Source organism: Stappia sp. TSB10GB4, assembly GCF_900185745.1.
GTDB lineage: Bacteria > Pseudomonadota > Alphaproteobacteria > Rhizobiales > Stappiaceae > Stappia.
This window is the reverse complement of the sequence record NZ_FYAV01000013.1, coordinates 1-12,755: the sequence shown is the minus strand read 5'-3', so window position 1 is coordinate 12,755 and position 12,755 is coordinate 1. Positions and strand designations below refer to the sequence as shown.

At 69.7% G+C, this 12,755-nt stretch carries 8 protein-coding genes; 4 read left to right on the top strand and 4 right to left on the bottom strand.

Translation table 11 applies throughout. The features are described 5' to 3' along the window. On the bottom strand, window positions 1–733 hold a 733-nt coding region (locus tag TSB10GB4_RS00345; RefSeq protein ID WP_186394098.1), incomplete at its 3' end, for an IS110 family transposase. Window positions 734–1,179: 446 nt separating this feature from the next. Next, complete coding sequence (locus TSB10GB4_RS00340; RefSeq protein WP_186394097.1) at window positions 1,180–6,633, bottom strand: apolipoprotein A1/A4/E family protein; 5,454 nt, start codon at window positions 6,631–6,633, stop codon at window positions 1,180–1,182. A 257-nt stretch (window positions 6,634–6,890) separates the two neighbouring features. Here TSB10GB4_RS00340 and TSB10GB4_RS00335 point away from each other — a divergent pair, with 257 nt between their 5' ends. The 3 genes from TSB10GB4_RS00335 (at window position 6,891) to TSB10GB4_RS00325 (ending at window position 8,438) form a co-directional block, all read left to right on the top strand. After that, window positions 6,891–7,205, top strand: a complete 315-nt coding sequence (locus TSB10GB4_RS00335; RefSeq protein ID WP_208984303.1) for a hypothetical protein — start codon at window positions 6,891–6,893, stop codon at window positions 7,203–7,205. A 287-nt stretch (window positions 7,206–7,492) separates the two neighbouring features. Further along, window positions 7,493–7,960: an Hpt domain-containing protein gene (locus tag TSB10GB4_RS00330; RefSeq protein WP_186394096.1), complete on the top strand. Its 468-nt coding sequence runs from the start codon at window positions 7,493–7,495 to the stop codon at window positions 7,958–7,960. 157 nt (window positions 7,961–8,117) lie between these two features. Continuing rightward, window positions 8,118–8,438 carry a 2Fe-2S iron-sulfur cluster-binding protein gene (locus TSB10GB4_RS00325; RefSeq protein ID WP_186386154.1) on the top strand — a complete coding sequence of 107 codons (321 nt, stop codon included), beginning with the start codon at window positions 8,118–8,120 and terminating at the stop codon, window positions 8,436–8,438. Window positions 8,439–8,514: 76 nt separating this feature from the next. Here TSB10GB4_RS00325 and TSB10GB4_RS00320 read toward each other — a convergent pair whose 3' ends face one another. After that, a complete protein-coding gene (locus TSB10GB4_RS00320; protein ID WP_208984302.1) occupies window positions 8,515–9,813 on the bottom strand; it encodes an MFS transporter in 1,299 nt (432 codons plus the stop codon). Window positions 9,814–10,041: 228 nt separating this feature from the next. Beyond that, window positions 10,042–11,244: an MFS transporter gene (locus TSB10GB4_RS00315; RefSeq protein WP_186394095.1), complete on the bottom strand. Its 1,203-nt coding sequence runs from the start codon at window positions 11,242–11,244 to the stop codon at window positions 10,042–10,044. A gap of 79 nt (window positions 11,245–11,323) precedes the next feature. Between TSB10GB4_RS00315 and TSB10GB4_RS00310 the strand changes: the two genes are divergently transcribed. Continuing rightward, a complete protein-coding gene (locus TSB10GB4_RS00310; RefSeq protein ID WP_186394094.1) occupies window positions 11,324–12,289 on the top strand; it encodes an AraC family transcriptional regulator in 966 nt (321 codons plus the stop codon). Window positions 12,290–12,755: the final 466 nt, after the last annotated feature.

The following is a 12,755-nucleotide window of genomic DNA, read 5'->3' as shown; positions in this document are numbered from 1 at the left end:
CCGCAAACCCGCGGGCCGAGGCGAACACGCGCGGATCCGGCGTCTTGATCGTCAACAAGGCCGCGCCCACCGGTCCCACCGAAGGGATCGCCTTAAGCCGCCGGGCGAGGTCGTCGTCGCGCACGAACGCTTCGAGCTCCGCCTCGACCTTTGCAAGCGCCGGCGCCAGCGCGGCATATTGCTCGCCCTGCAGCGCGAACAGCTTGCGGGCGAGCGGCGGCAGGGCGGGGTCGCTCGCCACCTGCTCCAGCAGCGTCTCGATGCGGCACAGCCCCTTGGGCGCGATCAGCCCGAACTCGGCCGCATAGCCGCGGATCGCGTTGGCAACCTGGGTGCGCGCCCGGATCAGGCTGGCGCGCACGCCCATCAGCATCAGCCGGGCCTGTTGCTCGGGGCTCTTCTCCGGCACGAAGCGCATGCCAGGACGCCCGCCCGCCTCGCACAGTCCGGCCGCATCGGCCGCGTCGTTCTTGTTGCGCCCGACATAGGGCTTGGCGCGGTGCGGCGCGATCAGCCGGGGCTCATGGCCCCAGCTTCGCAGCCGGCGAGCCAGGTGGTGGGCGCCGGTGCAGGCCTCGATCACCACCCGCGCCGGCGGCAAGCTCGTGAAGAACGCTTCAAGCTGCCCGCGGCGCAGTTGCCTGCGCAGCACCGTCTCTCCGGCGGCATCAACCCCGTGGAGTTGGAAGAGATGCTTGGACGTGTCCATGCCGATGCGCGTAATCTCGTTCATTGGGCGGCTCCTTCGATGTGTTGGGACCATCATCTTGGCGCAAAACGACGCCGGATGGGGGCCGTCCACCCCAACGGGACCGGAGAGCCGAGGGCCTGACGGCAACGCTCCCGGCCGTCCTCACGACCGCCGTGGCTCCCCGGTCCCGGATCTTCGGCCTTCGGCCTCGTCCGGGAAGACGCAAGGAGAGGGTGGAGCGACAGACACCTGCTGAGGGTGCCTCCGGTTCCCGGCTCGGCGCTGCGCTTGGCCGGGATGACCGTCCGAGAGGGGAGGTCATGCCTCCCACTCATGCCGCCATCGTCGACAGCGGGCAGGGTGCCCCTCATGCCCCCAAACGACAAACGCGGCCCCGAGGGACCGCGTTTGCCGTGTCATCTGCACTGTGCGGGAGGGCGGGGGAACCGCCTTCCCAAATCAGTCGAGCCGGCCACTGGCCCGCCGGCTCAGTCGAGCCGGCCACTGGCATGCGCCAGCATGGTGTAGACCTTGCCGGTGTCGGAGGTCAGGTAGGTCTGGCTCATGATGTTGTCGCGGTCGTTGCGCGAGACCTGGGACAGCAACTGCTCGAAATCGGCGAGGTAGCGGTCGACCGCCGAGCGGAACTCGGCATCGCGCGCATATTTCTGGCGGATCTCGTCGAAGGTCTGCTGGCCCTGCAGGGTGTAGAGGCGGCGCGTGAAGACGTGCCTCTCGCCCTGCTTGTAGCGGTCCCACAGGTCGATGAAGGTCTCGTGGTCGATCGCGCGGGCGATGTCGATCGACAGCGAGTTCAGCGACTCGACCATCTGCAGCGGCGAGCGGCCCTGCGGCTCGCTGCCGGCCGGCGCCTCGTCCTGCGAGGCCCGGCGCAGCAGGTCGGAGACCCAGCCCTTGCCCTGGCCGCCGGTGCGCGGAGCCTCGGGCTGGGCCGGCTTCGGCGCGTCGAAGTCGCTCAGGGTCTTGCGGCGCAGTTCGCCGCGGATCTCGCCGCTGCGGGCGGGAGCCGCCGGCGGCTGGCGCGGGGCCGGCTCGGGGGCCGGCGCCTGGCGGGCAGGGGCCGCGGCCGCCGCGACAGTGGCGAGCGTCGCCGTTGCCGTGCGTTCGCCGGCGCGCGAGGTGTCGAGCACGTTCGACTGGCGGGCGACGATCTCCGACAGTTCGGTGAGCGCGCGCACCTGCTCGCTGACGATCTTGCGCAGGGCCGAAGCGGACTGCTCCGCCTCTTCCGGCAGGTCGAGAATGCCGCGCTTGAGTTCGGCGCGGGTCTTCTCCAGCTCCCGGTGCACCTCGCGGGCCACATCGCGCATGCGGCTGGTCGCCTCGGTGAAGCGCTCGGAGGCGTCCGACAGGGTCTTCGACATTTCGGCGACGATGTCGTCCTGGGCGGCACGAACCGCCTCGCGGGCCTTCTGGCCTTCCAGGCCCGCCGACAGGCGCATCGACTCGAACTGCTCGGTCACCGCCGTGGTCGCCGCCTCGGCGGCGGCGGTCAGCATGCTGGTCACCTCGCGGCTCTTCTGGTCGGCGCCGGCAAGGGCCGATTCGAGCTGCTTGGAGAAGGTCCGCATCAGGCTGTCCACCGCCTCGGTCTTGGCCAGCAGCGTGTCCGCCACCTCCTCGATCGCGGTCTTGCGCTCGCCGACGCGGGCGTCGACCTCGCGGTTGGTCTCGTCGAGGTTGCGGGCCGCCTCGCTGAGCATGCGGCCATGGTCTTCCAGGCGGCTGGCGAGCGAGGAAATGTCCGTGAGCACCTCCTGCGAGACCTGCTTGAGCACCGTGGTCTGGTTCTCGAGCGAGCCGGCCGAGGCCGAGGTCTCGCTGAGCGCCCGGTCGATCGCGGTGCGGAAGGCGCCGGCGCTGCGCGACAGCGAGGTCTCCACCTTGCCGAGATTGTCGCCGGCATTGGCGATGACCTCGCTGAGCAGGGTGTTGGACTCCGTCAGGCGGTCGAGCAGACCGGTGATGTCGCCTTCGAGCTGCGCCTTGGTGCGGGTCAGCACCTCCGCCGCCGACGTGCTGCGCTCGTCCAGCGTCGCGACCAGCGCGTCGCCGGCTTCGACCAGCTTGCGGGTGGCGTCGAGGCCGGTGCGGGCGAAATTGTCGGTGACGTCGCGGCCCTTGACCGTGATCGCCTCCAGGATCGCGCCGTGGATCTCCGAGACGCGGGAGGCGAGGGCCTGGGCCCGGTCCTCGATCGCGGCGACGACGGCGTTGCCGTCGGTGCCCAGAAGCTCGGCCAGCGTGCCGGCGCGCTCGTCGAGCGCCTGGTTGAGTGCGTCCGCGCGGGCCACCAGATCCTCGGCGACCGCGTTGCCGCGCTCCGCCAGGAGGTCGGCGGCGGCGCGCACGGCTCCCGCCACCTGCGAGCGCACGCCGTCCGCCTCGCCGGAGACGGTGTTGCGGATCTCCTCGACGGTGCGGGCAAGCACCATGCGGGCCTGCTCGCTCTCCGCCGACAGGGTGCTCGCGACATCGGCGACCGTGCGGGTGAGGTCCTCGCGGACCTTCTCGCTCTCGCCGCCGAGCGCGCCGCTCATCTCACCGAGCGTGCCGACGAACAGGGTGCGGGCCTTCTCGCTTTCCGCCGCCAGCGAGCGGGCGGCTTCGCCGACCGCCGAGAGCAGCAGGTCGCGCAGCCGGTCGCCCTCGCTCGACAGCGTGTCGGTGGCGCCGGTCATCGAGGCGACGATGGCGCCGGCCGCCTTCTCGCTCTCGCTCTGCAGGGCGCCGCGCGCCTCGCCGATGGAGCCAAGGACGATCTGGCGCAGGCGGGCGCCTTCGCCCTCCAGCTTGGTGGTCGCCTCGTCGAGCGTCGTCTCGATGATCTCCTTGAGCTTGCTGCTTTCGCCCGACAGCGTGCCGCTCAGGCGGTCGACCGTGCCGCCGGCCTCGATGACCACCTCGGACAGGGTCTCGCGGGCGCGTTCGGTCTCGCTGGTCAGCGTGCCGGTGATCGCGGCAAGCCGCTCCGCCAGCATCCGCTCCAGTTCGGCCGAGCGGCTGTCGAGCGTCTCGGCGACCTCGAACACCTTGGAGCCGAGCGAGACGTTGATCTCGGCGATCCGGTCGGACAGCGTGTCGGTGAGTTCCTGGCTCTGGCGCGACAGCACCGCACCGGCGTCGGTGAGGCGCTGGTCCAGCGACTTCGACATCTCGGTCTGGCCGTCGACAAAGGCGGCGGCGATCTCGCGGGTGCGGGCGATCAGCGTCTCGCTGATCTGGCGGGCGCGGGCATCCAGCGCCTGGTCGATGCGCTCGGTGCCCAGCGACATGGTGCTGGCCAGGTGCTCGGCCTTGTCGGACATGGCGTTCGCCGCCTGCTCGACCTTGGAGCCGATCGAGCCCTCGAAGGTGACGAGGTGCTGCTCGATCGCCTCGCCGATCAGGCGCGAGCGCTCCGACAGGCTGGTGCCGATCTCCTCGGCGCGGGCGCCCAGCGTCGCGCCGACCTGGTCGACCTTGTCGGAGAGCTGCAGGGTGATCGCCTGCGAGCGGTCCTCCAGAAGGTCCGACAGGGCGACGGTGCGCTCGTTGAGGGTGGTCTCGAACTGGCCGGTGCGGGCGTCCAGCGTCGTCGACAGCCGTTCGATGCCGCCCGACAGGGTCTCGTCGAAGCCCTGGATGCGGCTGTCGAGCGCGTCCGCCATGGCGGCGGCGCGCAGGTCGAGCGTCGAATTGAGCGATTCGATACGCCCGTCGAGGGTCTCGCCGAGCTCGCTGGTGCGCTGGTCGAAGGAGGCGACCAACTGGCTGCCGCGCTCGCCGATCAGGTGCTCCATCTGGTCGAGATGGCTGCCGAGGCCGCTCTGCAGGCTGGTGCCGCGCTCGTCCAGGATATGGCTGAGGCGGTCGCCGATGGCGGTCAGCTCGCCGGCGACGCGCTCGCCGCGCGAGCCGATGAGATGGGCCAGTTCCGTGCCGGTCTCCGACAGGGTGCGGGCGAAGTCGCTGGTATGCATGGACAGCGAGGTGCCGAGCGTGCCGGAGGCCTCGTCCAGCGCCGCGCGGAAGGCGCGGGTCTGCCCGTCGATGAGCCGGGCCATCTCCTGGCTGCGGGTCTCGAGACGGTTGTCCAGGGCCTCGCCGTTGACGGAGATCGCCTCGTGGATCTTGTCGCCGACGGAGCCGAGGCGGTCGGCCAGTTCGGTGCCGCGCACGGTGATGGTCTCGGTCAGGCTGCCGGCCGTCTCGTCCAGCTTGGAGGCGATCTCGCCGCCGCGCAGGGACAGGTCGACGACGATGGACTCGCCGGTGCCGCGCAGGATCTCCGCCACTTCGTTGGTGCGCGAGGACAGGGTCTCGACGATCTCGGCGCCCTTGACGGAGATCGTGTCGGTGACCTCCTGGCCGCGCAGGGAGATGCTCTCCACCACCCGGTCGCCGGTCTCGGCGAGCGAGGCGTCGAGGCCGGTGACGCGGCTGTCGAGGGTCGACAGCAGGTCCTCGGTGCGGGTGGTGATCGTGTCGATCAGCTTGCCGCTGGTCAGCGACAGGCTGGCGGTGATCTCCTCGCCGCGCTGGGTGATGGTCTCGCCGACGGTCTGGCCGGTGCTGGTCAGGGCCTCGGTGATCTCGTGGCCGCGCAGCGACAGGGTGTCGACGATCGAGGCGCCGGTGGTCGCCAGCGTGTCGTTGATCTCGGTGCCGCGGCTCTCCAGCGTCTCGAACAGGTTGGCCGAGGTTTCGGCCAGACGGTCGTTGATCTCGCCGCCGCGCAGCGACAGCGTCTCGACGAACTCGTTCGCGGTCGTGGCGAAGCGGTCGTTGATCTCCGTGCCGCGCGATTCCAGCGTTTCGGCGAATTCGCGGCCCGTGCGGCTCATGCTGTCGACCAGCGTCTCGCCGGTGCCGGTGAGGCGGGCGACATAGCTCTCGCCATGCGCGGCGAGGTTGTCGATCAGCTCGCCGCCGGCGGTGCTGAACGTGTCGGTGATCTCGCGCACGCGGCCGTCGACGGTGGCGTTGAACTCGCTGACGCGCGCCTCGATGGCGCCGGAGAGGCGGTCGGTCGCCGTGTCGGTGATCTCGCCGATCCTCTCGGAGGTCGCCTGCAACTGCGCCGCCAGGCTCTCATGCGCGCCGGTGATGCTGTCGCGCACCCGGTCGGCGTTGGAAACGACGGCCTCGCGCTGGATGACCAGTTCGTCGATCAGCGCGCGGATCTTCAGTTCATTGTCATTATAGGAGCGCTCCAGCGAGGAAACCTCGTTGTGGACGAGGACTTCCAGCTCGCTGGCGCGGGCGATCGCGCGTTCGATGCCGTCGCCCATGGCGGCGACTTCGCGGCGGATCGCCTGGCCGACGCTGAGAATGGACTCCTTGGCGACGTCCTCCGGCTCGGCGAGGCGCAGGGCGACCTCGGTCATGCCGCGGGCGACGATGCGCATTTCCTGCGCGCGGAAGATCATCAGCGCCATCGCCCAGAAGAACAGCACGGGCACGGCGACCGCGACGGCCAGCAGGATGAGCGAGGGCGAGGACGCGATGTCGCCGGCGCTCTGGAGGCTGGACAGTTCGGTGCTGAAGGTGGCCGAGGCGAGCCACCAGCCGACCGCCACCCAGACGATGCTGAGGGCGAGGGCGAACCAGAACGGCGCCGAGCTCGGCCGGCGCTGCAGGGCATAGATGAGATTGCCGATGGTGCGGCGGTCGTCATTGGCGGCCGAGGTCGGCCGTCCGCCGCCGCGACCGCGCCGGCCCGACGCGCGCTGGCTGTCGGAGGCGGCCGATGTCGCGGCGATGTCGCCAGAGCGCTCGCTGATGCGCTCGCTGCTTGCCGGTCCCGCGCTCGCGATCTCGGACCCGTTGCCGCCCGCCTTGCCGCTGTCGTCCAGGTCGCCGAAATCGATCTTCAGCGCTTCCTCGACAGCCGACAGAGCAGCCTCGGCGGGATCCTTGGCCTTCGGGGGATTTGCCATATCTCGTTTGCCTCGCGTCCGTACTCGTTACACATCGGGTGCCGCGGCGCTAAACGCGGCGCCGCAAGACCTTGTCCGGCATGACGGATTCGGCGCTGAGCCGGAATCGTGTCGGGGAGAGGCATTGCGGTTGCGCCCGCGACCGGCCTCTGGTCGCTGGGCACGGCTCTCCCAAACTTGCCGCACACCTAAAGCTAATGACACAATCTGCCGAGGCGAACAACAATTTGCAGAGTCATGACAAGGAGATGAGGGGCATGAGCGGTGCATCGAACGGGAACGGCGGTGCCTCTTCCAAGGGCGGCGCGAGGGGCAAACAGGGGGCGCGCAAGGCCGCGCGCGGGCCCTCCGCCGTGCAGGCCGCCTGGCTCGCAAGGGGGCTGGATCAGGCCGGCGGCAAGCTGCCGCTGTTCGATGCGGACGGACGCCGGGTGCCGGAGGCGACCATCCGCTCCTGCCTTGCGGCGGGATGGGCAGAGCCTTGGTTTTCCAACCCGATCAAGCCCGACTGGCTGGTTTGCCGGTTGACAGAGGCCGGGCGCGCCGCCGTGCGGGCGGACCGGTCCGCCTAGCGTTCGCCCGCCCTCGCGCGCCGCCTCGCAACCGGCCACGGCATGTCGGGTGCCGTCGGCGCGGCGGGCATCGCCGGTTGTCGGTTTTCGCCGCCCGGGAGAAAAGCGTTTCAAAGCGTTAACCAAAGATTCACTTTGTTGGCCGGGGCGGTGGAAATCTCCGGCATGCTTAACCTCGTTTTCGTCAGTTTTAACGACCCTGCCAGACGGGCACCGCGCGACCGCGTCCGGTCTCGCGGCCGAGGAACGGGGCTCCGAAAGGGGGGGCTCCAACGAGAGGGTCCGCCATGCAGGCAACAGCACGACGCGTTGACACCGCCGGAGGCGGCGCGAAGAGGGTAACCGCCGCCGGGAGCGCCGAAACCGGCGCCTCCCCCAACGTCTCCCCCAACGTCTCCCCAGACGCCGCTCTCGACGCTCCGGTCGATCTGGTCCATCTCGCGCGCCACACGCTCGGCAATCGCGATCTCGAGCGCGAGGTGCTGCGCCTCTTCGTGCTGCAGTCGCGCATGCTGCTGGAGCGCATGAGCGAGGCGGGCGGCGAGACGGGCGACGAGATGGGCGACGGGGCGGCGCTCGCACGGCTGCTGCACACCCTGCTCGGCTCGGCGCGCGGGATCGGCGCCTGGCAGGTCGCCCGTTCGGTCGAGCGCCAGCAGGAAGCGCTGGATGCCGGCCTGTCCGCCGACCTTGCCGATGTCGGCGCGGCGGTTGCGGCGGCGGGCGTCTTCATCGAGGACATCCTGCGCGGCTGAGCCCGCGCCCCCCCCCCCCCCCCCCCCCCCCCCCCCCCCCCCCCCCCCCCCCCGCACCCCTGCGCATCTGCGGCAGGATGCTTGACGTTTCGGCGCGATTGGTTATGTCGGGAGCGAGAGACTTCCCGTGCCGTTCCAGCGCCGAGACCTGCCGCCCATGCCGAAGATCACCTATATCGCCGCCGACGGTGCCGAAACCGTCGTGGATGCCCCTGTCGGTTCGACCGTGATGGAGAACGCCATCAAGAACATGGTCTCCGGCATCGAGGCCGAGTGCGGCGGCGCCTGCGCCTGCGCCACCTGTCATGTCTATGTCGACGAGAGTTGGACCGGGGTCACCGGCTCGCCCGAGCCGATGGAAGAGGACATGCTGGACTTCGCCTATGACGTCCAGCCGACCTCGCGCCTGTCCTGCCAGATCAAGGTGAGCGAGGCGATGGACGGCCTCGTCGTCCGCATTCCCGAACGCCAGGCCTGACGAAAGGGCCGGGGGCTTTCGCGCCCGGCCCGTTGTCTTCCCATACTGTCATTGTGTTTGCACGAGCGCTCCGGCCTCATTCCGCGGGAGCGGCCGCCGGCTTGCGCCAGAAGAACACCACCTCGTTGCCTTCGCGCGGGGCGTCGGGCACCAGCCGCGACAGGGTCAGGCTGACGCAGGCCATGGCCGCGCCGGTCAGGAAGACGGCGGCCGGCGAGATCAGCCAGATCAGGCCGAACAGCGCCGGGATGAACACCGCGGCGATGTGGTTGATGGTGAAGGCGACGCCGGCGGTCGGCGCGATGTCGGCCGGATCGGCGATCTTCTGGAAATAGGTCTTCATGGCGATGGCGATCGCGAAGAAGGCGTGATCGATCACATAGAGCGCGCCGGCCAGATAGGCGTTGGTGACGAAGGCATAGGTCGCGAAGACGCCGATAAGCCCGATATATTCCACCGTCAGCGCGGTCTTCTCGCCGACCTTGCCGATCCAGGCGCCGATCTTCGGCGCCAGCAGCATGTTCACCGCGCCGTTGACCAGGAAGAGCGCCGCGACCTCGTGGACGTCGTAGCCGAAGCGCTCGACCATCAGGAAGCCGGCGAAGACGGTGAAGATCTGCCGCCGCGCGCCGCCCATGAAGGTCAGGGCGTAATAGAGCCAGTAGCGCTTGCGCAGGACGATCTTCTTGCGCTGCGGCACGCCTTCGCGAAACTGCGGGAAGGCGACGACGAGGAAGGCGAGGACCACCAGCGTCAGCAGGCCGGCGACCAGGAACACCGTGGTGAAGCTGAGTTCGAGGGACTGCCAGGCGAAGAAGATCAGGCCATAGGCGACGAGCTGGGCGGCGGCGCCGATCGACAGGATCTTGCCCATGCCGGCGGCGGCCCGTTCCTTGGGCAGCCACTGCAGCGACAGCGACTGGTTCATCGTCTCGTAATAGTGGAAGCCCACCGACATCACGAGCGTCGTCAGGTAGAAGCCCCAGATCGTCGGAAAGTAGCCGGTGGCGGCGACGCCGATGCCGAGCAGCGCCAGCGACAGATAGGCCAGCGTCTGTTCGCGCATGAACAGCAGCAGGTAGATCGCGGTGAAGGCGAGCAGGCCGGGAATCTCGCGGATCGACTGCTGGATGCCGATCTCGCGCCCGGTGAAGCCGAGTTCATGAACCGCGAAATTGTTCATGAGGTTCCACCAGGCGGCGAAGGACAGTTGCATCGCCGCCGCCATGATCATCAGCAGCACGAGGGGGGAGCGCCAGCCGGTGCCGGTCGGCGCACCGCCGGCGGGGCGCGAGCCGGGCAGGGCAGCGCCGGCCTCGGCGGCGGCGAAGGCGGGAACCGGCTCGGCCGGTCTTGAGGAAACACGTTCGGACATTGCCTGGATCCGCAACAGGGGTGGGGGACGGGGCGGCGCGTCGCAAGGGCGCGGGCCGCTCCGGAAGGAAGGGGCTGGAACCGCCCAGCCTCGTTGGTCTTCTCTAACCCGAGCCGCGCGTTGCGTGTTATCGCTATTTTGTCAATTTATGTTTCCGAGACGCCAGAAGGCTCCCGCCGCAAGGGTGCGCGGCGGGAGCGGGGGTGAGCGGAGCGGGGAAGCGGGGGCTCAGGCCCGCGCCGGCGCCCGGCCGGTCTGCACCCCGGCCAGCACGGTCAGGCTCGCCAGCACCAGCACCGAGCCGCTGGTGAGAAACACGCTGGTGACGCCGCTGAGGTCCAGCACCAGGCCGCCAATGGCGGCGCCGGCGGCAATGGCGAGGTTGATCGCCGCGACCAGCAGCCCGCCGGCGCTTTCCGCCTCGTCCGCGACGGCCCGCGAGATCCAGGCCGACCAGGCGACGGGCACCGTGCCGAAGGCCAGGCCCCACAGCGTGATGATCGCGAGCGTGGAGGGGAAGCTGGCGCCGAGATTGGTGAGCAGGAAGGCCAGGGTGGCAATGGCGAGCGGCGCGAGCGCCAGCGTCAGGCGCAGCGAGCGGGCGACCAGCAGGCTGCCGAGATAGTTGCCGGCGAAGCAGGCGATGCCGAAGGCCAGCAGCGTCGCGGAGATGGCGGTGACGCCGATCCCGGTGATGGTCTCGAGGAACGGCCGGATATAGGTGAACAGCGACATATGCCCGGCGAAGACCATCAGCACGGCCAGCATGGCGAGGGCGATGTGCCGGCGCGACATCAGCACGGCCAGGGTCGAGAGCCGCGAGCGGCCGCGCGGCGGCAGGGCGGGGAGGGTCGCCAGTTGCACCGCCAGCACCACGACCGCCAGTCCGGCCGCCCCGGCGAAGACCAGGCGCCAGCCGACCAGATCGCCGAGATAGCTGCCGACCGGGGCGGCGAAGATCGTCGCCGCCGAGACGCCGGAAACCATGATCGACAGCGCCTTCGGCACGCTCGCTTCCGGCACCAGGCGCATGACGACGGCAGTTGAGAGCGACCAGAAGCCGCCGAGCGCGGCGCCCAGCAGCAGCCGGCCGGCCAGCAGCACCTCGACACTGCCGGCAAAGGCGACGATCAGGTTGGAGACGATCAGCAGCAGGGAGAAGCCGATCAGCACCAGCTTCCGGTCGATGCGATGGGTGAGGGCGGCGACGGTCAGGCTGGCGACCACGCCCATTGCCGCCGTGGCGGTGACCGCCTGGCCGGCAAGGCCCTCGGTGATGCCGAGATCGGCGGCCATCGGGGTCAGCAGGCTGGCGGGCAGGAATTCGGCGCCGACCAGGCCGAAGACGCCGAGGCTCATGGAAAAGACGGCGGCCCAGGCGGGCGCCATGGAGGCGGCCGGCGCACCGGCAGCGGTATGTCTGTCAGTCATCTGTGGGATCCACCCGTGGTCAGAGAGTTGTCCCTAAGATGGCTGGATTTCCCAGACGATCCATGCCAGAATTTCCGCCATGCTTGACCGATCGTCCGGAATTCAACAATCGCCGCTCCCCGATCCCGTCAGCGAACTGCTGATGGGCATGCGGCTGCGCGGCGCCAGCTACAGCAGGCTGCGTTTCTCCGCGCCCTTTGGCATCGGCTTTGCCGAGGCGCGGGAAGCCTGGTTTCATTTCGTTGCCGCCGGGGCGGCCGTTCTCAAGACGCCGTCCGGCGAGATGGTTCCCGTCTCCTGCGGCGATGCGGTGCTGCTGCCGCGCGGCGGCGCGCATGCCATCGTCTCGGGGCCGGGCGTCGATATCCGGCCGTTCGACAGTTATGAGGCCGTCCCGCTATGCCCAGGCATCTGCCGGGTCGACGCGCTGGAGGAGGAGCAATGCCGCTCCCGCGACGTGCTGATCTTCACCGCCCGGATGCAACTGGAGCTCGACACGCTGCATCCCCTGATCGAGCTGATGCCGGAATTTCTCCTCGTCAGCGCGCCGACGGGCCAGCAGCCGGAGGTGCGGCCGCTGCTCGATGCGATGGAGCGCGAGATGACGGGGGACCGGGCGGGGTCGGCCAGCATCCTGGCGCGGCTCGCCGAGGTCGTTGCTGTCTCGGTCATCCGCACCTGGGTCGAGTGCGGCTGCGGCGATGCCACCGGCTGGGTCGCGGCCTTGCGCGATGCGCGCCTCGGCCGGGTGCTGGCGGCGCTGCACCGCGATCCGGGGCGCAACTGGACCCTTGTGGATATGGCCGCGACGATGGGCAGCTCGCGCTCGGTCTTCGCCGAGCGCTTCGCCGCCGCCACCGGCACCACGCCGCTGCGCTATGTCGCCTCCCTGCGGATGCGCCTTGCCGCGCAGTGGCTGACCCGCGACCGGCTGCCGGTCGAGGAGGTCGCCCATCGTCTCGGCTATCAGTCGCAGGCCGCCTTCAGCCGCGCCTACAAGCGCGTTGTCGGAACGCCGCCCGGTCAGGCCAGAAAGGCGCGCTGAGGACCTCTCGACGGCGCTCCCCAATCCCACCACAAACGCCGGTGGCGGCTAGCTTCGCTCCGCCCCCTCCTCGCGTCATCCCGCACCGCTCTCTCCCAGCGTCATCCCGCACGGAGCGAAGCGCAGATGCGGGATCGGAGAGCCGAGAGCCTATGGGGTGCGCTCTCGAACGAACCCGCAACCGCCGTGGCTCCCCGGTTCCGGCTCTGCGCTGCGCTTGGCCGGAATGACGAAGACAGAGGTAGGCGCGAAGAGGACGGCACGACGGCCGCCCCTCCCGTCCCACACCGGCTGAGGGTGCCAATGGTTCCGTTGGGGTGGACGGCCCCCATCCGGCGCCGTTTTGCGCCAAGATGATGGTCCCAACACATCGAAGGAGCCGCCCAATGAACGAGATTACGCGCATCGGCATGGACACGTCCAAGCATCTCTTCCAACTCCACGGGGTTGATGCCGCCGGAGAGAC